The following is a 24,101-nucleotide window of genomic DNA, read 5'->3' as shown; positions in this document are numbered from 1 at the left end:
TCTCGTTTTCTCGTTGGAAGGTCGTGTTCGTCGCCGCCTGTTACCAGACGATCGATTCGGCGTTGCCCGTACCGCCGGGACCGCTGTAGCTCACCCAGCTCGTGTAGCCGGTGTAGCCCGTGTAGCAGGACAGCTGCACGCTGCCGTTCTGGGGCACGTTGTAGGTGCGGTTCCCCCACCGGCCCTCGGTGTCGTTGCAGTTGAGCGTGTACGTGCCCGCGACCCAGTTCTGGACGTTCAGCACCATGTATGCGCACGACGCACTCGAGCAGCCGGACATACCCTGCGCACTGGATCCCCGACTGGTCCACGCCCGCGGCTGCGGCGGATCCGAGGTGCGGGCCGAGTCCGAGACGACGGCGCTCCACTGGCCGGCGGCATCCTGAGCTCGCGCTTCGATCGTGTGGGTCTGGCTGTGGCCGTAGTTGCCGGACGTCGAGCCGCTGTTCGCGACGTTCTGCCAGCCGCCACCGTCGATCCGGATCTGCATCTGGGTGATCGCGCGACCGTTCTCGGAGGGCGGCGACCACCGGTAGGTGATGCTCGTGCCGTTGGCCGTCGCGGTGACGCTGGGGTTGCGCACCGGTCCGTACGGGATCACCGCGTTCGACGGGGCCGACGCGGCACCGGGTTCACTCACGCCGCCGACGTTGGCGACGGCGCGCACCCGGACGGTGTACGTGGTGCCGTTCGAGAGGCTGCCGATCACGTTGTTGCCCGGCATCGCCTGCCAGCCGCCGTTGTTGAGCGAGTACTGGTAGCTGAGCTCGCCGGCCGTCGCGCCGTTGCCCGCGGCTGCCCCATAGGAGACCGTGATCGAGCTGTTGCCGCTCGGCGTCGACGCACTCACGTTCGTAGGCGCTCCCGGAGGAGTGAAGCCGCGCTGTGGGGCGGAGTTCGCGCTGAATGCGCCCCAGCCGGCCTTGTTCTGGGCGCGGACCCGGAACGTGTAGTCCGTCGTCGAGGTGTTCACCACGACCGCCTGGCTCGTCGAGGTCGCCGACACGGGAATGGTCCGCACGACGCTGGAGCCCTGCATGACGTCGAGCTGATACGCCGAGATCGCGTCGCCGTTGTCGGCCGGATTATTCCACGCCACCTGGATCTGGGCCTGGCTGCCCACGGGTTCGAGGCGGCTCACCGACGGCGCGCCCGGCGCCTCCGGGGCGCGCGCCGGGATCTCGCTCACCGACCACGTGCTCCAGCTCGACGGCTCGGGAGCGCGGTTGTGCGCCTGGACGCGCACCTGGTACGCGACGCCGTTCTGCAGCCCGTCCCACACGATCGAGTTGCCGACCACGTCGGTCTTCTGCGACAGGCCCGAAGGCGGCGCGGGCGAGATCTCGAGCGTGTACTTCTCCACGGGCGAGCCCGGCGTCGTCGGCGTCACCCACGACACGTTGAGGCTCCGGTCGCCGAACACGAGGCTGGGCGCGGCCGGCGTGTCGGGCCGTGCATCGGGTCGAGCGGTTTCGGACGGCGCCGACGGGTCGGACGGGCCGACGCGGTTCTCGGCGACGACGGTGAAGTTGTACTCGACGTTGTTCGTCAGCTGGTCGAGCGTGCACGTCGTCGCGAGGCACACCTTCTCGTAGCCGCCCGTGGTCGAGGTGACGAGGTATCGCTCGATCTCAGCGCCGTTGTTGGCCGGCGGCGTCCACGACAGCACCACAGTGCGGTCCTGCACGCTCGAGACGATCGGCGTGCCCGGTGCGTCGGGCTTGCCCTGCACGGTCAGGCGGATGCGGCCCTCGACCTCGCGATCGGCGTCGCCCGTGGCGTCTTGCACGCGGTAGCGGACCGTCATCGTGCCGAAGAACTTCGCGTCCGGCGTCACCTTCACGTCGCTGCCGGAGACCTCGACATCGCCCTGACCGGTCTCCAGAAGCGCCGTGGTGACCTCGAGCGGCTTGTCGGGGAAGGGGTTGACGTCGTTGCTCAGTACCGGGACCGTCACGGTCTTGCCCTGGTGGGCCTCGGGCACGATGTCGTCGTTGGCGGTGGGCAGCTCGCGCGTCGACGCGATCACGCGCACGTTCACGGCACCCTCGATAGCCTCGGTGGTGCCGTCCGAGATGCGCAGCTTGATCGTCGCCGCGGTGCCCTTCTTCGTGTCGGCCGCGGCACTGACGCGCAGTTCGTCGCCCTCGATCGTCGCCGTCATGCCCGCAGGTGACCCGCCGACGATCTGGTACTCGATGCGGTCGGCGTCTTCGGGATCGGGGTCGGTCGTGAGCCCGCCGAGGTCGAGTGTCGTCGCGTCCTCGCCGGGAGCGACATCCATCTGGCCGTTCACGAACGTCGGCTGCTGGTTCTCGGGCGGCAGCACGGTGATCGGGAGGGTGAGCGTCGCCTTGCGGCCCTCGGGGTCGTCGGGACCCGTGCCGTCGGTCACCTCGAACGTGATCGCGTCGGGACCGAAGTACCCCTGCGCCGACGTGTAGACGAGTGTCGTCTGGTCTTTGATGAGCGAAGCGCCGTTGTGGTGCGCCGCGGTGACCTTGGCGGCCTCGGTGATGACGACCTTGCCGCCACCGGCAGCGCGCACGTACTTCGACAGAGCCAGCTCGACGGTCGCGCCGCTCTTGACCTCGACCGGCTCGGAGGAGACCAGGGTCGGCGGCAGCGACGACAGCGATGGGACGTGGATGAATGCGGATGCCGCGTTCCCGTCGCGGTCGGTGATCGTATAGGTCACGAGCCGGCCGGTGTCGCCGAGCGTCACGCGCACCTTGCCGTCGGCGAGCACGCGCGAGTCCGCGTCTGCGACCTTCAGCTCGAGATCGTCGACCGTGCCGTCGGGGTCCTCGTCGTTCGCGAGCACCTCGAGGTCGACCACGCCGTCCTCGACGTCGGCGGCGAGCACGTAGTCGTCGCGGGCGATCGGCTTCTGCAGCGGCACGTCCTCGGCGACGGTGATCTGCAGCACGGCCTTCGCCTCGGCGCCGCGCGCGTCGCGGATCGTGTAGTGCAGCGACGTCTCGACGGGCTGCGACGGCGACGTGACGACGACCCGGTTGCCGTCGACCTTCGCCTTGAGCCCTGCGACGTCGGGCAGGATCAGGCCGTTCTTCACGATGCCGAACTCGTCGCCGTCGGGGTCGGAATCGTTGGCGAGCACCGGCACGGCGACCGAGCGGCCGGGGCGCATGATCACGGAGTCCTTGACGGCGTACGGCGCCTGGTTCACGCCCTCGGCCGGCGCGATGCCGACCCGGATGGTCGCGGTGGCCTCGGCGCCGAGGCGGTCGCGCACGCGGTAGGTGAACGTGTCGACGCCCGCGGTGTCGTCGAATGCCTCGTAGACGAAGTGGTCCGCCCCGGTCTCGGTGATCCGTCCCTTGCCGGGAGAGGAGGCGAGCCCGACGAGCTCGACGGAGTCGCCGTCGGAGTCGATGCCGTCCAGCGGCACCGCGATGTTCACGCGGCTTCCGGCGAGCACACGAGCGGTGAGGTCCCGGGGTCGCGGAGCGGCGTTGGTGTCGGCGTTCACCGGCAGCACCTGGATGGTGATGTAGCCGGCGTCCTTCTGGCCGGTGCTGTCGACCGCCTCGTACGTCGCGTAGACGGTTCCCGGCTCGTCGGAGGCGCGGAAGCGCACGGTGTCCTGCGAGACGAAGATCTCGCCGTCCTCGGGCTCGATGAGCGGCGGGATGAGGTCGGGGGCGACGTGGATGGTGTCGCCGTTCGGGTGATAGTCGTTGTCGAGCACTGGGATCGTCACGACGTCTCCCGCCCGCACCACGACCTGGTCGTCGTTCGCCACGGGTGGGCGCAGTTGCGCCGGCGCCGGGATCGGGATGACGATGACGTCGCCCTCGGCCGACTGCGACCCGTTCGAGATGCGGTACGAGATGCGCACCTGCTCCGACAGTGCCGCCTGATCGCTGATGCGGAGGGTTTCGTGGTTGAGCACGGCCACCGCGACGCCCGAGTTGGGCTCGACGGTCACCGACTGCACGACGAGGATGCCGCCCGACGGGTCGGAGTCGTTCGTGAGCACGTTGACGAGCACCTCGCCGCCGCTCGGCAGCAGCGCGACGTCGCGCACGGCGACGGGCGGCAGGTCGGTCTCGCCCTCGGGGAGCACGTCGACGCGGACGATGCCGGGCACGCCGGCCGCACCCGCGGCGACCATGTACTGGACGTAGTAGGTGCCTGGACTCGCCGACCGGAACGTGAACGTCTTGTTCGCGTAGTCGGGGACGACGTCGGCGCCCGACACCGGGTCGACGCGGGCCAGACGCAGCGGCTCGCGGCCCGCACCCACGTCGTTCGCGAGGGGCGACACGGTGGCCGTCTGTCCGGCGCGCACCGCGATGTAGTCGGCGTTCGTCACGGGGTCGATCGAGCCGACCGGACGCACATCGAACCGCACGGTGCCGACTGTCACGTCGGACCCGTCCGAGACAGTGATCTCGACGTCCTTGCGCCCCTGCGTGCCGCCGACCGCGCGGTAGGTGACGCGACCGTCCGACGTGAAGTCGGCCTCGTCGCCCTCGGCCGGGGTGACCGTGCCGAGGAAGACGTCGTCGCCGTCGGGGTCGATCCAGTCCGGCAGGACGTTGTAGGTGATCGTCCCACCGGCCTCGACGGCGACCGTCGTCACGCGCTTCTGCGTCGGCGGGGAGTTGACGTCCCAGCCGTGCACCGCGAGCGAGACGCGCGCGGTGTCAGTGCCGCCCCGGCCGTCCGAAACCTCGTAGGTGAAGGAGGTCGAGCCCTCCGCGTCTTCGGGCACCGCGATCTGCAGCGACCGTCCGTTGTCGATCGACTGCACCTCGCCGACGGACGGACCGCCGTCGACCACGCGCGTCGTCAGCACGTCGCCGTCGGGGTCGCTGTCGTTGTCGAGGAGAGGGAGGATCGTCGTGCGGCCCGGGCGAACGCCGAGGTCGTCGTCGTTGGCGTCGGGCGGGGTGTTGATGTCGGAGCGCTCAGGGAGGACCGTCTCGGTCGTCTCCTCGGTCGTCTGCTCGTCGTCCTCGGTCTCACCCTCGGGCGGGGTCATCTCGTCCCAGTTGTCGACGCGCTGCAGCTCGTCGACGGCCATCCAGGTGGCGCCGCCGACCACGTCGTTGAGCACCACGACGTCGCGGTTGACCCGGAACTTCAGCAGCGAGGTCGGCTCGATGCCGTCGATGTCGACCGCGAGGTCGTCGGCGTCGCCTGCGCAGTCGCGCACGAACCTGCCGGAACCGGTCCACGCGGCGTAGCCGCAGCCCTCGAGCCACACCGGCTCGGCGGGGGCGCCGTCGGCGCCGGCCTCGACGGTCGTCGGCTCCGATCCATCGAACGGCACACGCACGAGCGCGGATGCCGTGGACATCGTGACGGCATCGGATGCTGCGGACGGCTGCTGCAGGACGGCGCTGCGTCCACCGTCGACTTCGGTCGCGCGGCCGTCCGCGATGACGGTGCCTGTGGAGGTGTCGAGCACGATCGGCTTGTCGCCGACCGCGGTGACCGAGAGCTCAGCGTTGTCGCCGAGCGCGGGGAGACCCGAGCGACTCGGCTCCTCAGGGGTGCCGTCCGCGCCGAAACGGATCGTGACGAGTTCGGCGGTCTCGGGCGCGACCGCGTAGACGACGCCGTCGACGCCGACGGCGACATCCGCACCCTTGCCGACGTTCGCGGTCGGGTCGGTGCCCTCGATCTGGAACGAGCCGACGCTCGCGCTCGAGACGACCCACAGGTCGCCGGAGGCGGGGTCGAGGATCGCGACAGTGTCGCCGCCGAGCGCCACATCGGCGCCGCCCGGCACGCCTGCGGCGCCAGAGAGCGCGACCATCGCGGGATCGACCACGCTCACGGTGGAACCGGCGTCGTCGACGACGAGGACGGTGCTGCCCGACTGGAGGATGTCGTAGTCGTCGCTCGTGGTGCGCAGGGCCCCGTCGAGCACCTGCGACTCGTGGTTGAAGTGACCGACGAGCAGACTCGACTGCTTCGTCACCCACACGCCGCCGTCGTGGAGGTCGACCTCGGTCGTGGGCACGCCCTGGTAGACGAACGCCAGCGTCGTGATCGTGACCGCGGCAGCGGTCACCGCGCCTGCCGACGCGAGGGCGCGCGGGCGCGATCGCAGCCATGCGAAAGACCTCATCGAACCTCGGCCTCCTCCGGGGTGTCGTGCGTCTCTACGTGGCGTCGGGACCCGACGTGGGGCGTCGGGCGCTCACAGAAGACCTGGGGGAACACTCCAGCCTAACCCGGCGCGCGTCGCGCGACGGGACGGGAAGTGTCAACTGAGGAGATCGTATTCCGCCTGATCAGAGGGGATCGATGGGGACAAACACCCATCCCCCTCAGGAAGCGGTCGCCGAGCTTGTCGAAGCGCCGACGTACTCCCGCAGATGCTGGGCCGTCAGCGTCTCGGCGCCCGCCACGAGGTCGGCCGGGGTCCCCTCGAACACGATCGAGCCGCCGTCGTGCCCGGCGCCGGGACCGATGTCGATGATCCAGTCGGCGTGCGCCATCACGGCCTGGTGGTGCTCGATCACGATCACGCTGTTGCCCGCGTCGACGAGGCGGTCCAGCATCCCGAGCATGTTCTCGACGTCGGCCAGGTGCAGGCCCGTGGTCGGCTCGTCGAGCACGTAGATCGCGCCCTTCTTCGCCATCGAGATCGCCAGCTTGAGGCGCTGCCGCTCGCCGCCCGACAGCGTGTTGAGCGCCTGACCGAGCGTGATGTAGCCAAGGCCGACATCGATCATGCGCATCAGGGTCGTGTGCGCGGGGCCCTTGGAGAAGAAGACGGATGCCTCGGCCGCCGACATCGCGAGCACCTCGGCGATGTTCTTCCCGTCGAGGGTGTACTCGAGCACCTCGTCGCTGAATCCCGACCCCTCGCACAGCTCGCACAGCGTCTCCACGGTCTGCGTGAACCCGAGGTTCGTGATGATCACGCCGAGGCCGCGGCACGCGGGGCACGCGCCCTCGGAGTTGGCGCTGAAGAGGGCCGGCTTCACGCCGTTGGCCTTCGCGAACGCGGAGCGGATCGTGTCGAGGATGCCGGTGTACGTCGCCGGGCTCGAGCGGCGGTTGCCCTTGATCGGCGACTGGTCGACGACGACCACGTCGTCGAAGCCCGGCACGTTGCCATGGATGAGCGAGGACTTGCCCGACCCCGCGACGCCCGTGACGACGGTGAGGATGCCGAGCGGCACATCGACGTCGACCTCTTTGAGGTTGTGCTGCGTCGCGCCGCGGATCTCGAGCGCGCCCTTCGCGGCGCGCGTCGACTCCTTGAGCCGCGCGCGGTCGCCCAGGTGGCGCCCCGTGATGGTGCCGGACGAGCGAAGGCCGTCGACATCCCCCTCGTACTGCACCTCGCCACCGGCGCGGCCGGCGCCGGGACCGAGGTCGACGACGTGGTCGGCGATCTCGATGACCTCGGGCTTGTGCTCGACCACGAGCACCGTGTTGCCCTTGTCGCGCAGAAGCTTCAGCAGTCGGTTCATGCGCTGGATGTCGTGCGGGTGCAGACCGGCCGTCGGCTCGTCGAAGACGTAGCTGATGTCGGTCAGGGCCGAGCCGAGGTGGCGGATCATCTTCGTGCGCTGCGCCTCGCCGCCCGAGAGCGTGCCCGACGCGCGGTCCAGCGACAGGTAACCGAGTCCGATGTCGATGAACGACGCGATCGTCTGACGCAGGCCCACCATCAGCGGGGCGACCGACGGGTCGTCCACCGTGTCGAGCCACGCCGCGAGGTCCGTGATCTGCATGGCCGCAGCATCCGCGATGCTCGTCCCGTTGATCTTCGACGACCGTGCGCCGTCGTTGAGACGCGTGCCGCCGCAGTCGGGACACGGCATGAACTTGACGGCGCGATCGACGAACGCGCGGATGTGTGGCTGAAGCGCCTCGCGGTCCTTCTGAAGGAACGACTTCGTGATCTTCGGCACGAGCCCCTCGTAGGTCATGTTGATGCCGTTGATCTTGACCTTCGTCGGCTCCTTGTAGAGGAAGTCGGCGCGCTCCTCGGCGGAGTAGTCCTGGATCGGCTTGTTCGCGTCGACGAATCCCGACTCGGTGAAGCCCTTCACCATCCAGCCGTCGACGTTGTAGCCCGGCACCGTCAGAGCGCCCTCCGCGAGCGACTTCGTCTTGTCGTAGAGCTCGTCGAGGTCGACGTCGCTCACCTCGCCGAGGCCCTCGCAGCGCGGGCACATGCCGCCGGTGATCTCGAACGAGCGACGCTCCTTGACCTTCTTGCCGCCCTTCTCGAGGGTGATGGCCCCTGCTCCCGACACCGACGGGATGTTGAACGAGAACGCCTGCGGCGACCCCACGTGCGGCGACCCGATGCGGCTGAACAGCAGCCGCAGCATCGCGTGCGCGTCGGTGGCGGTGCCCACCGTGGACCGCGCGTTCGAGCCCATTCGCTCCTGGTCGACGATGATCGCAGGACTCACGTTCTCGAGGGCGTCGACCTCGGGGCGGCTCAGCTGCCCCATGAACTGCTGCACGAACGTCGGGTACGTCTCGTTGATGAGGCGCTGCGACTCGTTCGCGATCGTGCCGAACACCAGCGACGACTTGCCCGACCCGCTCACCCCGGTGAAGACGGTCAGCCGCCGCTTCGGGATGTCGACCGACACGTCCTTGAGGTTGTTCTCGCGGGCGCCGACGACCCGGATGACTTCGTGCGAATCAGCGATGTGGGAGTCCGATGCCATGCGCACGAGTATGCCCGGGAACCCGGACACCGCGCTTCCTGAATCCTGCTCGATCCGATGTCACCTCGGCGGCTCGGCGCGTTTCGACTCGCTCGTTCCTCGCCCGCTCAACGAGCGAGAAGCCGGCCAAGTCCCCGCTCGTTGAGCGAAGGGCGCTCTGGCGCCCGAAGTCGAAACGCCTCGGGCATCCGAACGACCTCAGGCCGCGTCGGAGGCCGCAGGCTCGATCGCGAAGTTGTCGCGGAAGACGCACGTCGGGTCGTACGCCGCCTTCACGCGGCGCAGTCGCTCCAGCGTCGCGGGCGGGAACGCCTCGGCGATGCGCTCCGGGCGCTCGGACGAGTCGAAGCTCAGGTACATCCCGTCGACGTGGTCGGCGAGGGTGCGCCACTGGGCGTCGAGCCGTTCCGGGTTCGACCCCAGCGCGGCGACCGAGAAGTTCGCCGAGCGGTGCGCGTAGGCCGTCGCGTCCTCGGCGACGTCGGCCACGGCCCCGCCGACCGCGCGCAGCTGGAAGAACGGCACGGCGCCGGTCTGCAGCATCCGTTCCACCGCCGCCGCGAAGGCGGGCGTGACGTGCTCGATGAGACCCGACCGGGAGTGGGGCTCGCCCGCGCCGTGCTGGGGGCCGAGGTCGGCGTTCGCCATGACCTGCGCGTAGGTGGTGAGCTGCACCGACTGCTGCACGAGCGGTGCGAGCTCCGCGAACGGCTGCAGCCGCGCGATGATCGTGTCGGGGTCATCGGAGTCGACGATGCCGTAGAGCTGGACGACCTGCGGCTGGCCCGGGCGGGGTCCGCCCGTCAGCAGGAACAGCGTGAGGTCGCGCGGCGAGGACTCGACGATGCGGCCGTAGCCCTCGAGGAACCCGGCGACGTCGTCGACCTGGAACGCGAGCTGCGCGTAGCCCACCTGGCCGACCTCGTCGACCTCGAACTCGAAGGCCGTGACGATGCCGACGTTGGCACCGGCTCCGCGAATCGCCCAGAAGAGGTCGGGATGGGTCGAGGCATCCGTCCGCACGATCGAGCCGTCGGCGAGCACCACCTCGGCGGCGCGCAGGTGGTCGATCGTGAGGCCGTGCTCGCGCGCGAGCAGGCCGATGCCGCCCGCCGTCGCAAGACCGCCGACGCCGACCCCGCCGTAGTCGCCCGAGGTCAGCGCCCAGCCGTGCTCGCCGAGCGCCGCGGCGACCTGCGCCCAGCGCGCACCGGGCCCGATGCGCACGAGCCGGCGATCGGCGTCGAGCACCTCGATCCCGTCGAGCCGGCGGAGGTCGATGACGATGCCGCCGTCGTTGGTGCTGCGGCCGCTGATGCCGTGGCCGCCGCTGCGCACCGCGAGCGGGAGCCCGGGATGCCGCCGCGCGAACGCGAGCGCCTCGGCCACCTGCGCGGCCGTGTCGGGCTGCAGCACGATGCCCGGACGTCCCCCGCGCATGTAGGTGGCGCGCACGTCGCCGTAGTCGAAGTCGCCGGGCTCGATCGCGCGAAGGCCGGCCGGCACGTCGTCGTACGCGATGCCGTCACGGCGAGCGGCGAGCGCAGCGGCGGATCGGACGGATGCTGCCGCAGTGCCTCGCCGGCCGCGCTCGGCGGCGACGAGCTCGCGGGCCGCGGGCGCGACGTCTTCGCCGAAGCGCTGGAGCAGGTTCGGGTCGTCGGCGGCGATGATGAACGTGCCGATGCCGTCCTCGAGTGCGAGGCGCGCGAGGCGCTCGGCGAACTCGTTCGGGTCAGCGGCGAGCTGGCCGATGTTGAGCAGACGCCGCACCTCGCGCGGGTCGCGGCCGACGGACGCCGCTGCCTCGTCGATCGCGGCGTTGCCTTTGGCGAGATCGCCGGGCTTCATGTAGCCCAGCGACGGCAGCCACCCGTCGCCCTTGCGGCCGGTGAGCGCGAGCATGCGCGGCTTGTACGCGCCGATGTGGATCGGGATGTCGTGCGCCGGCCGCGGCCCGCGCTTCGCGCCGTGCACCGCGTGGTACTTCCCGTCGGTGAAGACGCCCCGGCGCTCGTCGGTGCGCCACAGCTCGCGGATGACGTCGATCGCCTCGCCCAGCGCCGTGACGGCCTGACCCGGCGTCAGCCGCGTGCCGCCCATCGCCTCGATCGCGTCCCAGAAGCCGCCGGCGCCGAGGCCGAGGTCGAAGCGCCCGCCCGACAGCAGGTCGATGCTCGCCGCCGCGCGTGCCACGACGGCGGGCGGACGCAGCGGCACGTTCAGCACGTTGGGCGCGATGCGGATGGTCTCGGTGCGCGCCGCGACGAACGACATGAGCGTCCACGTGTCGAGGAACGCGGGCTGATACGGGTGGTCCTGGAAGGTGACGAGGTCGAGACCGGCTGCCTCGGCCACCTGCGACAGCAGCACCGGCGCGTCGGGACTCGCGACGGTCGGGGTGATGAAGGCGCCGAATTCGAGCGGGTGTCCGTAGTCCACGATCCATTCGAACGCATGGGGAGCGCTCGTTGTTCCTCGCGGCTCAGCCGACCCGCCAGCACCCGTCGACGTGGTCGTCGACCATCCCGGCCGACTGCATGAGCGCGTACATCGTCGTCGGGCCGACGAAGCGGAACCCGCGCTTCCGCAGCGCCTTGCTCATCGCCTCGGCCTCCGCCGTGATGGCGGGCACCTCCGCAAAGGTCGACGGTCGCTGATGAGCGGCCGGTGCGAACGACCACATGAAGTCGTCGAGCTCGCCGGGCTCGAGTTCGAGCACGAGCCGCGCATTGGAGATCGTGGCCTCGATCTTCGCGCGATTGCGGATGATCCCGGCATCCGTCATCAATCGTGCGATGTCGTCGTCGTCGAACGCCGCCACGGCCTCCGGCTCGAACCCCGCGAACACCTCGCGGAATCGCGGGCGCTTGCGGAGGATCGTGATCCACGACAGCCCGGCCTGGAACCCCTCGAGGCTCATCTTCTCGAAGAGGGCGCGGTCGCCGTGCAGCGGCACACCCCACTCCTCGTCGTGGTAGCGGGCGTACTCGGAGTCGTCGCCGACCCACGCGCAGCGCGCGCGGCCGTCGGCGCCGAGGCGGACGTCGGTGCTCACCGCGCCAGCCTAGGTTCCCCCTCCGACGTCGCCGGTGTTCAGCACTCCGTCACCAGGCCGATTCCCGGATGCCGCCTCCGTCGCTTACCGTGGAATGTCGGGCTGTTCGCGCCCGCGCAGCTGGGAGGCAGGACCATGAAGATCGTCGCGTCGGCGGATTGGCGGGACTCGGTCCCCTTCGAGAACCCCGTGCTCCTGGCGGACGTGGTCCCGGGCGAGCCGACGCGCTGCTTCACCTGCGGCCCGGACTCCGAGCTGCTGCCCCGCACCGAGCTCTGGGCGTACAAGCACCGGCACCCCAAGAACCACGACGGCTATGTGCGCTTCTACTGCGCGTACCACGTGCCCGCCGCGGCGATCGTCCCGCAACCGGCGGCGGCGCCGGCCGCCCGAGCGAAGTCGTCGCCCCGCCCGGCCGCCGAGCGCCGCGTCGCCAAGCCGGTCGTCCCCGAGCGCGTCCGCGCGATGTGCCCGAACTGCTTCATCGAGGTCTCCGCGACCGGTGAGTGCGGCAACTGCGGCTGGACCGCCTCCTGACGCGATCGCGATCCTCATCTGAGGATCGTGGCCGAGATGCGGAGCTGTCGGCGACGATCAGCCCGCATCCCGGCTCCACTCCTCAACTGAGGACGCCGGCTTGCGCTGCGCGCCGCGCCGTCACTTCTTCTTGAGCGACTTCTCCGACACGGGCGCGTTGCCCGACGCGGCGAGCGCGCGGTAGTACTCGCGGGCCTCGTCCTGGCGCTGGCGCTCGGCACCCGACGCGATGGGCGCGCGCACGTGCTCGGGCGCGAAGCCGTAGGCGTCGACGAGATCCTGCGCGTGCGGACGCAGCCGCGCCGCGAGCCGGTCGATGTAGCGGGAGACGGATGCTGCGCGCTGGGTCGAGAGCCGGCCGTTGATGATGTACCACGCAAGGTGCTTCTCGATGAGGTGCAGGCCGAAGAGGTCGCGCATCCACGTCAGCACCTGCTTCGTGCCCTCGTCGGAGACGCGATTCACGCCGTCAGTGAAGGCCTCCCACTGCAGGAGCTCGCCGTGCGCGCGGGCGGCTTCGATCAGTTCCGCCTGGTGGCTGTTGAACAGCGCCGCGGCCTCAGCGGGCGACAGCTTGGACGCCGGCCGCAGGGCGGCGGCGACATCCGCCACCATCTGCTGCACGCGGCCGGCGAGCAGCTCGTGCTGCTGGTCGGTGCGCAGGCCCAGCTCGATCGAACGCGCGGTCGAGCCGAAGTCGGTGACCGTCTGCCCGAGCTGGCGCAGGCCCGCGCCGTGGAACACCTTGCCCGCGGTGTGGCCGACGGCGAAGCGGGCGAGGGCCGCAGCATCCTTCCCCTTGAACTGCTTGGCGTAGTCGGACAGGAGCCGCTTTCCGACCAGCTGGAGGAGGACGTTGTTGTCTCCCTCGAAGGTGACGTAGACGTCGAGGTCCTGGTGGAGACCGACCATGCGGTTCTCGGCGAGGAAGCCCGAGCCGCCGCAGGCCTCGCGGGCCTCCTGGATCGTGCTCAGCGCGTTCCAGGTGCTGAGGGGCTTGAGCGCCGCGGCGAGGGTCTCGAGGTCCTCGCGCTCCTCGGGGGTGTCGGTGCGGCCCGAGAAGACGGCGTCGAACTTCTTGAGCAGCTCGTCGTGGGCGAAGAACTGCGCGTAGTTCTGCGCGAGGAGGGGAAGCAGGCGCCGCTGGTGCTTGCCGTAGTCGAGCAGCACGACCTCTTCGGTGCCGGTGCCGGAGTCGAACTGGCGGCGCTGGTTCGCGTAGGTGAGGGCGATGTGCAGGGCGAGCGCGGTGCCGGTGGTGGCGGCGCCGTCGAGCGACACACGGCCCTGCACGAGGGCGCCGAGCATCGTGAAGAAGCGGCGACCCGGCGTCGGGATGTCGGACGTGTAGGAGCCGTCCGCGGCGACCTGGCCGTAGCGGTCGAGCAGATTGAATCTGGGCACACGCACGCTTTCGAAGGCAAGCCGCCCATTGTCGATGCCGTTGAGGCCGCCCTTGACGCCGTCGTCCTCGCTGATGATGCCGGGGAGCATCGCGCCCTCGTCGTCGCGGATCGGCACGAAGAAGCAGTGCACGCCGTAGTTCACGCCGCCCGTGATGAGCTGTGCGAACACCGTCGCGGCCTTGCCGTGCAGCGCGGCGTTGCCGAGATAGTCCTTGTACGCGCCGCGGAACGGCGTGTGGATGACGAACTCCTCGGTGTCGGGGTCGTAGGTCGCGGTCGTGCCGATGGCCGCGACATCCGATCCGTGCCCGGTCTCGGTCATCGCGAACGCACCCGGGATGGAGAGATCGGTGATGCCCGGCATCCACTTGTCGTGGTGCTTCTCTGTGCCGAGCTGGAAGACGGCCGAGCCGAACAGACCCCACTGCACGCCGGACTTGATCTGCAGACTGGGGTCGGCGAGCACGAGCTCCTGGAAGCCGGCGAGGTTCGCGCCGTTGTCATTGAGTCCGCCGAACTTCTCGGGCATCGCGCGGCGCGAGCCGCCGTGCTCGACGAGCAGGTGCAGCTGCGTCAGCACCCGCTCGCGGTGCTCGGGCATCGACTGCCCCTCGATGCGCCAGAACGCGGGGTCCTTGATCATCTCGCGGGCTTCGCGGCGGGTGTCGCCCCACGTCCCGAGGAGCAGATCGGTGACCGCGGCGATGTCGATGCGGGGATCGGATGCCTCGGCCGCGGTGTGCGGGGCGGTCGGGGCTCCGCCGGCGGGCGTGTTCTTGTGAACGGCGGGCTTTTTGGTGCGGACGGCGGCGTCAGCCATGTGCATCACCTCTCGGTGCGACGGGGAAGGTCACGTATCCCTCGACCGTAGGACTCCCACAACCTGACCTCAAAGCCTCTGGTGAATGTCCACAACCACGGAGCGGCACGGGTGACGGATGCGTTGTGCGAGACGCACAGGATGGGCCGCTGCGGAGCCCGCGCGTCGCCCGTCCGACAGTCCCGAGCGAACGTCCGCGGCGAGGCCTAGGCTCAGGTCATGGCCCCTCCGACGGCGATCACGACCGCGTTCATCCCCGTGCACGATCCGCGCGCGAGTGCGCACTGGTACGCGGATGTCTTCGGTCTCGGCGTCGCCGAAGAGACGGACTTCTCGAGCGTGCTCTCCGGGTCGCACGGCCAGGTGACGCTCATGGGGCCGAAGAGCGGCATCCATGTCGTCCCCGGCCTGCCGTGGGCGACATGCAACTTCCGCGTCGACGACCTCGAGCCGGTGCCGGAACTCCTGGCCAGGCTCGGGGCCCATCCGGGCGAGGTGCAGGGCGACCCCGACCGCTGCCTGTTCTTCACCGCGACCGACCCCGACGGGAACATCATCCTCGTCACCGATCGGTGACCCGGACTCGATGGTCGACATGACCGACGACACCGCGTTCCTCGACACGTCGCCGCTCGACCTCGACGGCCGCGAACCCGATCTCGACGAGCGGTTCGGCGAGGGCGTGCTCGACGAGACGGTGTGGTGGCCGCACTACCTGCCGCACTGGTCGTCGCGCGAGCGCACCGCCGCCAAGTACTCGGTCGCACCCGACGCACTCGAGCTGTTCATCGACGCCGACACTGCGCCGTGGTCGCCCGAGTTCGACGGCGAGAACCGCGTCTCGCACCTGCAGACCGGCCAGTTCTCCGGTGATCGGGGCAGCGAGATCGGGCAGCACCGCTTCCGCGAGGGACTCGTGGTGCGCGAAGAGCAGCCGGAGCGACTGCTCCACCTCCCGAGGTTCGGTGTGATCGAGGTGCGGATGGCGGCGGTGCGCCACCCCGACGCCATGGTCGCGTTCTGGCCGATCGGGTTCGAAGGCACTCCCGACGACAGCGGCGAGATCTGCATCGCCGAGATCTTCGGCAGCGACCTGGACGACGAAGGCGGCTGGGTCGGCGTGGGCGTCAAGCGCCAGCACGACCCACGCCTGCACGACGACTTCGAGAAAGTGCGCGTCGAGGGCGACCTCACCGAGATGCACGACTACGCGGTCGAATGGACACCCGACGCGGTGCGGTTCTTCATCGACCACCGCTGGGTCAAGACCGTGCGCCAGACGATCGACTACCCCGTGCAGCTCATGCTCGATCTCTACGAGCTGCCGCGCGCCGACGGCACGCGCGACACCGCGGCGCTCCCCCACACGCTCCGCGTCGAGCGCGTGCGCACCTTCCCGCCGCTCTGATCCCCGAGCGCCCGTCTCAGAAGAGCCCGACGATGCGCCCCTCGTCATCCACGTCGATGCTGTTGGCCGCCGGCACGGCCGGCAGCCCCGGCATCGTCATGATGTCGCCGCAGATCATCACGACGAACCGCGCCCCTGCGGCGAGCCGCACCTCGCGGACGTCGACGACGTGCCCGGTCGGTGCGCCGCGCAGCCTCGGGTCGGTCGAGAACGAGTACTGCGTCTTCGCGACGCACACCGGGTACCCGCCGTAGCCCTCGTCCTGCAGGCGCTTGATCTGCGCGCGGACGGCGGTCGACGCGGTGATCTCGGACGCCCCGTAGATGCGGGTCGCGATCGCGCTCATCTTGCGCCACAGCGTCGCGTCATCCGGGTAGGTGAAGTGCAGAGCGGATGCTTCGTCCCCCTGCTCCGCCGCACGCTCGTCGCAGATCCGCACGACCTCGCGCGCGAGGTCCTCTGCCCCGGCGCCGCCCTCGGCGAAGTGCTTCGCGACCACCGCCGTGACCCCCACGGACTCCGCGGCCGCGACGAGCGCCGCGGTCTCAGCATCCGTATCCTCCGCACGATGGTTGATCGCGACCACCGTCGGGATCCCCCAGGTCTCGCGCAGGGTCGTGAGGTGCCGGATGAGGTTGGACGTGCCGCGATGCAGCGCCGCGACGTTCTCGTGCGGGAGGTCGGCGACGTCGGCACCGCCGTGGTACTTCATCGCGCGCACCGTCGCCACGACCACGGCGACGTCGGGGCGGAGGCCGGTCGTGCGGCAGAGGATGTCGACGAACTTCTCGGCGCCGAGGTCGGCGCCGAAGCCGGCCTCGGTGACGACGTAGTCGGCCATCCGCAGCGCGGAGTCGGTCGCGAGGTACGAGTTGCAGCCGTGCGCGATGTTCGCGAACGGACCGCCGTGCACGAACGCCGGCGTGTGCTCGAGGGTCTGCACGAGGTTCGGGGCGAGCGCGTCGCGCAGGATCGCGGCCATCGCGCCGTGCGCCTCGAGGTCGCGGGCCCGGATCGGCGCGCGGTCGCGGGTGTAGGCGACGACGATCTCGCCGAGGCGTTCCTTGAGGTCGGCGAGGCCCCTCGCGAGGCAGAAGATCGCCATGACCTCGCTCGCCACGACGATGTCGAAGCCGTCCTCCCGCGGGTAGCCGTTCGACGGGCCGCCGAGGCCGATCACCGCGTCGCGGAGCGCCCGGTCGTTCACGTCGAGCACGCGACGCCAGGTCACGCGCCGCATGTCGATGCCGAGGGCATTGCCGTGGTGTACGTGGTTGTCGATGAGCGCCGCGAGCAGGTTCGTCGCGATGGCGATGGCTGAGAAGTCGCCGGTGAAGTGGAGGTTGATGTCCTCCATCGGCACGACCTGCGCGTACCCGCCGCCCGCGGCGCCGCCTTTCATGCCGAACACCGGCCCGAGCGCGGGCTCGCGCAGGCAGATCATGGCCCGCTCGCCGATGCGGGTGAGCGCGTCGCCGAGGCCCACGGTGGTCGTCGTCTTGCCCTCGCCCGCCGGCGTCGGCGACACGGCGGTCATCAGCACGAGCCGCCCGCGCGGCCTCTCCTGGAGCGTCTGCAGATACCGCAGCGACACCTTCGCCTTGAAGCGGCCGTACGGCTCGAGCTCCTCGTCAGGGATGCCGAGCCCCTCGGCGATCCGGGTGATCGGCCAGAGTTCGGCCTGCTGTGCGATCTCGATGTTGCTCGTGGCCACGCCGTTCTCCCTTGACACGTTCCGGCCCCCGCCCCGTCGCGGGCCTCGTCGCCCGCCTCCGTCAGCCTATGCGTCGCAGCGGCGGCCTGGGATCGAGGCCGCAGTGTGACGCGGCGTCCACATCGTGTGCTCTCACCGAGGTCACCCGTCCTGCGCGCGCACGACATGTGGTCTCGGCGAGAACACATGAAGCGCGCACGCGGCGTGCGCGCAGCACACGCGGGGGCGCGTGACGCGCGCCCCGGGCTTCTCTACGGTGGAGTCATGGCCGCTCCGCCCGTGCGCACAGCCACCGTCGACGACGCAGCGCGCGTCGCCGAGCTGCTGCACGACTTCAACACCGAGTTCGACACAGAATCCCCTGGCCCGGCCGTGCTGGAAGAACGCCTCCGGCACCTGCTCGCGGGCACGCAGACGCTCGCACTCCTCGGCGGCGAGCAGGCCGATGGACTCGCACTCGTGACGCTGCGGCCCAACGTCTGGTACCCCGGCGCTGTCGCACTGCTCGACGAGATGTACGTCGCACCGGCGTCGCGCGGCGCGGGCATCGGAGGGGCAATCATCGAGCGACTGATCGCCGACTGCCGCCGAGAGGGCGTGTCGGCGATCGAGATCAACGTCGACGAGGGCGACGTCGACGCCCAGCGCTTCTACGAGAGCCACGGGTTCCACGGCTCCGACCCCCAGTCCGGCGAGCGCGCGTTCTTCTTCTTCCGGGAGTTCTGAGCCGCCGCCTCGTGCCGGAAGGCACGTCTGTGATCTCAGACGCAGGCCGGGGGAACTGGCCTGTACCGGCTGCGCCTCGCGCACCAGACTTGGGGACACCCCGGGCGCCGTGGCCCGGGCCACCCCGTGGGGAGTCCGACATGGCCGCACTCGGCGAGCAGCTCTTTCGACGCAAGCCCATCGTCATCCAGCAGAAGCACCACAAGGGCGAGGAGCTCGCCCGGAACATCGGCACCTTCCAGCTCATGATGTTCGGCGTCGGCGCGACCGTCGGCACCGGCATCTTCTTCGTGCTGAGCGAGTCGATCCCCGAGGCAGGGCCCGCCGTGATCATCTCGTTCATCGTCGCCGCGATCTGCGCAGGGCTCTCGGCGCTGTGCTACGCCGAGCTGGCATCGGCGATCCCGGTGAGCGGCTCGACGTACTCGTACACGTACCACGCACTGGGTGAGATCTGGGCGGTGATCATCGCGGGCTGCGTGCTGCTGGAGTACGGCGTCGCCGTCTCGGCGGTCGCGGTCGGCTGGAGCGGCTACTTCAACGAGCTGCTCGAGAACACCCTCGGGTTCCGGCTGCCGGATGCCCTGTCGGTGTCGTTCATCCCGGGATCGGACGGCGCGGCGACCGGCGGCATCATCAACCTGCCTGCCGTCGTCCTCGTCGGCCTGTGCTGTCTGCTCCTCATCCGCGGCGTCGCCGAGTCGGCCACCGTCAACACGATCATGGTCCTCATCAAGCTGGGCGTACTGGCGCTGTTCATCGTCCTCGGCTTCACCGCGTTCAACGCGGACCACTTCCAGGACTTCTTCGCTTTCGGTGCCGCCGGCATCAGCGCCGCCGCGGCGACGATCTTCTTCTCGTTCATCGGCCTCGACGCCGTCGCAACGGCCGGCGAGGAGGTGCGCAACCCGCAGAAGGCGCTCCCCCGCGCGATCATCGGAGCCCTCATCATCGTCTCGACGGTGTACATCCTCGTCGCGATCGCGGGGCTGGCCGCCGAGCCGGTCGAATTCTTCTCCACCGAGGAGGCCGGTGAGGCCGGTCTGGCGCAGATTCTGGAGAACATCACCGGCAACCCGGTCTGGGGAACGATCCTTGCGGCGGGCGCGGTCGTCTCCATCTTCTCGGTGACGCTGGTGACCCTGTACGGACAGACCCGCATCCTGTTCTCCATCTCGCGCGATGGGCTCGTGCCGCGGAAGTTCCTCAAGGTCAACGCCAAGACGATGACCCCGATCTACAACACGATCGTCGTCTCGGCGATCGTCGCGGTCATCGCCGGCTTCGTGCCGTCCGACTATCTGTGGGACACCGTCTCGATCGGCACTCTGGTCGCGTTCAGCGTCGTCGCGCTCGCCGTCATCGTGCTGCGGCGCACGAAGCCCGACCTCGAGCGTCCCTTCCGCGTGCCGCTCTACCCGGTGGTGCCGATCCTCACGATCGCCGCGTGCGTCTACATCCTGTCGGGGCTCGCCGCCGTCACATGGGTGATCTTCGGGTCGTGGATCGCGATCGTGCTGCTCTACTACTGGTTCTACGGCCGCCGGCATGCGACCCTCAACGACTACACCTCGCCGGAGCAGATCGCCGAGCCGATCCATCCCGAGGAGGAGACGTGACGTACCTCGTCGGTTACGGACCGCGAAACGACGATCGCAGCGCGGTCGAGCTCGCGTTCCAGTTCGCCCGATCCCATCCCGAGCCGGTCGTCGCGGTGTCGGTCGTGCCGCAGGGGTGGGGCACGCCGCTCGCCGGCGGCGTCGACCGCGAATACGAGGAGTGGGCCGCGAGCGAGGGCCGGCTGAGCGCAGGGCTCGCCCTGGCGGACTTCGCCCACCACCCCGGCATTCCCGCCGAGGCGGTGTGGGTCGCCGGCAGATCGGCGCCCGCGACGCTCATCGAGCAGGCCGTGGCGCGAGACGCGCGGATGATCGTGGTGGGGTCTGCCGAAGAGGCGGAGCCCGGTCGCGTCCGACTGACCTCCAAGACCGACCGACTCGTCCACTCCTCGCCCCTTCCCGTGGCCATCGCGCCGCGCAGCTACCGCACGACGAGCCCGGTGAAGAGGGTGACCGTCGGCTTCCGCGACGATGACGCCAGCTGGTCGCTGCTGAACCGCGTCGCGGAGTTCAGCCGGATCGCCTCGGCGCGGATGCGCCTGGTCACGTTCCTCGTGAACCCGTCGCGCCGCCCGGTCACCACCGACATCAGCCACGCACAGACCCAGGTCATCGAGCTGTGGGCCGTGCAGGCCGCGGCCGCGCAGCAAGAGGCGGCCGCGCACCTGAAGACGCTGGGGTTCTCGGACGACGAGCTCGAATACGGCATCGCCGCCGCCGGCGACTGGGGCACGGCGGTGTCATCGGTCGGCTGGACGGAGGGCGACGTCATGGTCGTGGGGTCGTCGTCGACGCATCGCCTTGCCCAGGTGTTCCTGGGCTCCAGCGCGTCGAAGATCCTGCGCAACGCACCGGTGCCCGTCGTGGTCGTGCCGGGGGTCGTCGCGTCGTAGCCAGCACAGAATGACGGATGCTGCGCCACGAGGTCGTGGCGCAGCATCCGTCGTCTCAGTGCGGCTAGAGCGAGAGGCCGTGGCCGAAGCGGAACAGCGGGTCGGCGGTGTCGAACGGCACGTCGGGGCGCGAGGCCTCGACCGCGGCCATCGAGCTCGGCACGTCGAACGGGAGCTTGCCGGTCGCCGGGGACCCGCCCGTCAGCACGTCGAGCAGCGCGTCGGCGTTGGCGCCCCAGTTCGCGGTGACCGCGGCCGCGGCGTCCACGAGCGGGCCGAGGATCGCGGGACGGTCGAGGAACACGTCCACGACCGTCGGCACGACCGCCGCGATCTCGCGCACGTGGGCGACGACCTCCTCGGGGAAGTCGAGCGACCCCGCGTGGAAGAAGTTCTCGAACATCGACGCGCGCTGCTCGTAGGGTGCCTGCAGACGGAGGATCGCAGCATCCGCTTCTTCCGGCGTGTCGACGACCTCGCCGAAAAGCGCGGCGGCCTCGGGCGCGATGCCCTCGACGTAGAGCTTCGCGCCGCGGCGCAGCGGCAGGGCGCCGTCGTTCGACAGCACGGCGAGCGAGGCGCGCTGCGCGGCCTCGCCTGCGGCGCGGAACTCGGCCGAGCCGACGATGGCGTCGGCCGCCTCGACGTCGACGAACGGGTTCTCGAACAGTCCGAGCTCGAACTTCTCGCGGAGCAGGCGGCGCGCGGAGACGTCGAGGCGCTCCTCGCTCACCAGGCCGTCGCGCACGAGGCCGAGGAGCAGCGACGGGTCGTGCTCGCCGCCGAACTGGTCGGCGCCGGCGTCGAGGATCTTCACCATGCGCTCGGCGGGGGTGAGATCCTCCACGCCCCACGCGCGGGCGGCGAAGTCGGTGCCCATGATCGGCTGGTCGGTGACGAGGCCCCAGTCGGTGCAGACGATGCCGTCGAAGCCGAAGCGCTCGCGCAGGAGGCCGGTGAGCACGCCCTTGTTGAAGCCGAAGCCGACCTCCTCGTACTCGGTGCCGACGGGCATGCCGTAGTACGGCATGATCTGACGGCCGCCGGCGGCGAAGATCTCCTCGAACGGCTTGAGGTGCAGCTCGAACTGCCCGCCCGGGTAGACCTGCTCGCGGCCGTAGTCGAAGTGCGGGTCCTCGCCGTCCTTCTGCGGGCCGCCGCCCGGGAAGTGCTTGGTCATGGTGCTCACCGAGCCGGGACCGAAGGCCTCACCCTGGAAGCCGCGCACGTACGCCGCGCCCAGCTCGCCCGCGAGCGCAGCGTCCTCGCCGAACGTCTGCAGCTGGCGCGCCCAGCGCGACTCGGTCGCGAGGTCGACCTGCGGGTGGAGGGCCACGCGGATCCCGACGGCCGTGTACTCCTGGCGCGCGATGTCGCCGAAGCGCTGCACGAGCTGCGCGTCACGCGTCGCCGCGAGGCCGAGCGGCTCGGGCCACTGCGAGAACGGGCCGGCGAACATCGCGGCGCCCGGGTTGTCACTGAACGAGTGGCGGGGATCCGTCGAGATCGACACCGGGATGCCGAGGCGGGTGGATGCTGCGAGCTCCTGCAGCTTGTTGTGCCAGGCCGCGATGTCACTGGCCTTGGGCGCGACGCCCAGCAGGTTGAAGTGGTTCATGTGGCGGCCGGCCACGTACTCGCGGTTGGACGGGATGCCGAAGGCCGAGTCGCCCTCCGACAGCTCCCCGCCCTCGCCCATCACGATCATCGTCTGGAAGAAGAGGCCTGCCTTCTCCTCCACGGTCATCGCGGCGAGGAGCAGCTCGACGCGTTCCTCTGTGGGCAGGCTCGCGTCGAGCCAGGGTCGGCTTTCGGGCGCGGCCGGGGTCGCAGCATCCGTCGTCAGAATGTCGGTCATCACTTCACTCCCTTGATGCGGTAGACGAGCACGGCGCCGGCGAGGGCGACGAGCGCGCCGAAGAGGTAGTACACGGTGTAGCCGCCGAGGGCGGTCGTGGCGCCGAAGGCGATGATGCCCGGGGCGATCGCCGGGGCGATCGACTGCGGCAGGGCGTTGGCGATGTTGAGCACGCCGAGGTCCTTCGCGGTGTCCTCCGGGTTCGGCAGCACCTCGGTCGCCAGGGCCAGGTCGACCGACATGAACGAGCCGGCGCCGAAGCCGATGATGGCCTGGGCGACGAGGACGACCGCGACGCTCGGAGCGAAGGCGAGGGTCACCAGACCCACGACCATGATGACGCCGGCGATGGCGACGAACGGGCGCCGCTTGCCGATCTTGTCGGAGAGCACACCGCCGAGGGGGCCCGAGATGGCCATCGCCACCATCGACGCGAGGTTGGCGATGAGGATCGTCGTGATCGCGGTCTGCTCATCCAGGCCGAACTTCTCGGTGAGGTAGAAGGGCAGGAAGGTCGCGATGCCGGCGTAGCCGAACATGACGAGGAACTTCGTGAGCCAGGTCCAGCCGAAGTCAGGGTGCTTGGCCGGGTTGAACACGAAGGAGCCGAAGAACTGGCCGATCGTGAACTTCTGGGCGGGCTTGTGGTCGAGGCGGCGGTCCTTCAGCACGAGGACGAACAGCACGGCGAGCACGGTGGCGATGGCCGCCGGAACGACGAAGCGCGCGAAGTCGTCCGACAGGAAGTTGACGAGGAACGAGCCCGCGAGGATGCCGAGGGGCGTGGTCAGTCCGACGATGCCCGACACCTTGCCGCGGCCCGTGACAGGGACCTGGTCGGGCAGCGTCGCGTTGGCGGCGGCGAGCACCGAATTCATCGCGGTCTGCACGAGGCACCACGCGATGAGCACGACCCACACCGACTCCGCGACGCCGATGAGGGCGAAACCTCCGAGGCCGACGAGCGTGCCGCCGAGGATCCACGGGCGGCGCATGCCGAACCGCGAGGTCGTGCGGTCGGAGAGGCGGCCGGCGAGCGGGTTGGCGATGAGCGCGAAGAACGCCCCGACGCCCATGACGAGGCCGAGGTTCGCGGTCGCCTGCCCCTCGGGTGAGATGTGCTGCACCTTGAAAGCCATCGAGACGAGCACCGGCGTGAGCAGCGCGAGATAGACGCCGAAGTTGACCGCGGCAAGGCCGGGCGTGTACCCACGGGGAGTCTTGTCGGGCGTCGTGCCCGGTGCCTTGAAACCGGTCGTGCCGGCGGCCGCGGCCGTCGCGGCGGGTGACATCTCTGTCATCGGAGTCCTTTCTCGGGTGCGACGCGGGTCGTCTGCGAGGCGCGTCGATGCACGAGGATACATGAAACTCGACCGTTTGG

At 70.0% G+C, this 24,101-nt stretch carries 14 protein-coding genes; 6 read left to right on the top strand and 8 right to left on the bottom strand.

Features of this window, described 5'->3' with window-relative positions:
* Nucleotides 1–40: 40 nt before the first annotated feature.
* The 4 genes from ACVN90_RS01660 to ACVN90_RS01645 all read right to left on the bottom strand — a co-directional run bounded on the left by ACVN90_RS01660 (nt 41) and on the right by ACVN90_RS01645 (nt 11,739).
* Complete coding sequence (locus ACVN90_RS01660) at nt 41–6,106, bottom strand: Ig-like domain-containing protein (RefSeq protein WP_475100438.1); 6,066 nt, start codon at nt 6,104–6,106, stop codon at nt 41–43.
* A 202-nt stretch (nt 6,107–6,308) separates the two neighbouring features.
* A complete protein-coding gene (locus ACVN90_RS01655; protein ID WP_475100436.1) occupies nt 6,309–8,681 on the bottom strand; it encodes an ATP-binding cassette domain-containing protein in 2,373 nt (790 codons plus the stop codon).
* 198 nt (nt 8,682–8,879) lie between these two features.
* Entirely contained in the window at nt 8,880–11,126 is a 2,247-nt protein-coding gene (locus ACVN90_RS01650; RefSeq protein ID WP_475102046.1) for an LLM class flavin-dependent oxidoreductase, read from the bottom strand.
* A gap of 40 nt (nt 11,127–11,166) precedes the next feature.
* Nucleotides 11,167–11,739, bottom strand: a complete 573-nt coding sequence (locus ACVN90_RS01645) for a DNA-3-methyladenine glycosylase I (RefSeq protein ID WP_475100435.1) — start codon at nt 11,737–11,739, stop codon at nt 11,167–11,169.
* Nucleotides 11,740–11,874: 135 nt separating this feature from the next.
* Here ACVN90_RS01645 and ACVN90_RS01640 point away from each other — a divergent pair, with 135 nt between their 5' ends.
* Nucleotides 11,875–12,276: a glucose-6-phosphate dehydrogenase gene (locus ACVN90_RS01640; RefSeq protein WP_475100434.1), complete on the top strand. Its 402-nt coding sequence runs from the start codon at nt 11,875–11,877 to the stop codon at nt 12,274–12,276.
* 120 nt (nt 12,277–12,396) lie between these two features.
* Here the strand turns inward: ACVN90_RS01640 and ACVN90_RS01635 are convergent, their stop codons facing one another.
* A complete protein-coding gene (locus ACVN90_RS01635) occupies nt 12,397–14,502 on the bottom strand; it encodes an acyl-CoA dehydrogenase family protein (RefSeq protein ID WP_475100433.1) in 2,106 nt (701 codons plus the stop codon).
* A gap of 219 nt (nt 14,503–14,721) precedes the next feature.
* On the opposite strand from ACVN90_RS01635, the gene ACVN90_RS01630 reads away from it, so the two are divergent.
* Nucleotides 14,722–15,078 (top strand): VOC family protein, encoded by a 357-nt coding sequence (locus ACVN90_RS01630; protein ID WP_475100432.1) that lies wholly within the window; start codon nt 14,722–14,724, stop codon nt 15,076–15,078.
* 19 nt (nt 15,079–15,097) lie between these two features.
* Nucleotides 15,098–15,910 carry a glycoside hydrolase family 16 protein gene (locus tag ACVN90_RS01625; RefSeq protein ID WP_475100431.1) on the top strand — a complete coding sequence of 271 codons (813 nt, stop codon included), beginning with the start codon at nt 15,098–15,100 and terminating at the stop codon, nt 15,908–15,910.
* 16 nt (nt 15,911–15,926) lie between these two features.
* Here the strand turns inward: ACVN90_RS01625 and ACVN90_RS01620 are convergent, their stop codons facing one another.
* A complete protein-coding gene (locus ACVN90_RS01620) occupies nt 15,927–17,624 on the bottom strand; it encodes a formate--tetrahydrofolate ligase (RefSeq protein WP_475100430.1) in 1,698 nt (565 codons plus the stop codon).
* Between the two features lie 264 nt (nt 17,625–17,888).
* Between ACVN90_RS01620 and ACVN90_RS01615 the strand changes: the two genes are divergently transcribed.
* The 3 genes from ACVN90_RS01615 to ACVN90_RS01605 all read left to right on the top strand — a co-directional run bounded on the left by ACVN90_RS01615 (nt 17,889) and on the right by ACVN90_RS01605 (nt 20,862).
* Entirely contained in the window at nt 17,889–18,350 is a 462-nt protein-coding gene (locus tag ACVN90_RS01615) for an N-acetyltransferase family protein (RefSeq protein ID WP_475100429.1), read from the top strand.
* A gap of 140 nt (nt 18,351–18,490) precedes the next feature.
* Nucleotides 18,491–19,969 (top strand): APC family permease, encoded by a 1,479-nt coding sequence (locus tag ACVN90_RS01610; RefSeq protein WP_475100428.1) that lies wholly within the window; start codon nt 18,491–18,493, stop codon nt 19,967–19,969.
* On the top strand, nt 19,966–20,862 hold the full coding sequence (locus tag ACVN90_RS01605) for a universal stress protein (protein WP_475100427.1): 897 nt from the start codon (nt 19,966–19,968) through the stop codon (nt 20,860–20,862). The genes ACVN90_RS01610 and ACVN90_RS01605 overlap by 4 nt, the downstream gene beginning before the upstream one ends.
* A gap of 64 nt (nt 20,863–20,926) precedes the next feature.
* Here ACVN90_RS01605 and ACVN90_RS01600 read toward each other — a convergent pair whose 3' ends face one another.
* Together ACVN90_RS01600 and ACVN90_RS01595 are read right to left on the bottom strand one after the other, a co-directional pair.
* Nucleotides 20,927–22,720 carry a glycoside hydrolase family 3 protein gene (locus ACVN90_RS01600; RefSeq protein WP_475100426.1) on the bottom strand — a complete coding sequence of 598 codons (1,794 nt, stop codon included), beginning with the start codon at nt 22,718–22,720 and terminating at the stop codon, nt 20,927–20,929.
* Nucleotides 22,720–24,021 (bottom strand): MFS transporter, encoded by a 1,302-nt coding sequence (locus tag ACVN90_RS01595; protein WP_475100425.1) that lies wholly within the window; start codon nt 24,019–24,021, stop codon nt 22,720–22,722. The genes ACVN90_RS01600 and ACVN90_RS01595 overlap by 1 nt, the downstream gene beginning before the upstream one ends.
* Between the last annotated feature and the right edge of the window lie 80 nt (nt 24,022–24,101).

This window comes from Microbacterium sp. F01 (assembly GCF_056156365.1).
Note: the sequence above shows the minus strand (reverse complement) of the source record. Positions and strands in the feature narration are given on the sequence as shown.

Coding starts and splice junctions, on each gene's coding strand:
- ACVN90_RS01625 (WP_475100431.1), top strand. CDS start 15,098: ATGACCGACGACACCGCGTTCCTCGACACGTCGCCGCTCGACCTCGAC.
- ACVN90_RS01640 (WP_475100434.1), top strand. CDS start 11,875: ATGAAGATCGTCGCGTCGGCGGATTGGCGGGACTCGGTCCCCTTCGAG.
- ACVN90_RS01610 (WP_475100428.1), top strand. CDS start 18,491: ATGGCCGCACTCGGCGAGCAGCTCTTTCGACGCAAGCCCATCGTCATC.
- ACVN90_RS01595 (WP_475100425.1), bottom strand. CDS start 24,021: ATGACAGAGATGTCACCCGCCGCGACGGCCGCGGCCGCCGGCACGACC.
- ACVN90_RS01660 (WP_475100438.1), bottom strand. CDS start 6,106: ATGAGGTCTTTCGCATGGCTGCGATCGCGCCCGCGCGCCCTCGCGTCG.
- ACVN90_RS01600 (WP_475100426.1), bottom strand. CDS start 22,720: ATGACCGACATTCTGACGACGGATGCTGCGACCCCGGCCGCGCCCGAA.
- ACVN90_RS01630 (WP_475100432.1), top strand. CDS start 14,722: ATGGCCCCTCCGACGGCGATCACGACCGCGTTCATCCCCGTGCACGAT.
- ACVN90_RS01635 (WP_475100433.1), bottom strand. CDS start 14,502: ATGGCTGACGCCGCCGTCCGCACCAAAAAGCCCGCCGTTCACAAGAAC.
- ACVN90_RS01615 (WP_475100429.1), top strand. CDS start 17,889: ATGGCCGCTCCGCCCGTGCGCACAGCCACCGTCGACGACGCAGCGCGC.
- ACVN90_RS01655 (WP_475100436.1), bottom strand. CDS start 8,681: ATGGCATCGGACTCCCACATCGCTGATTCGCACGAAGTCATCCGGGTC.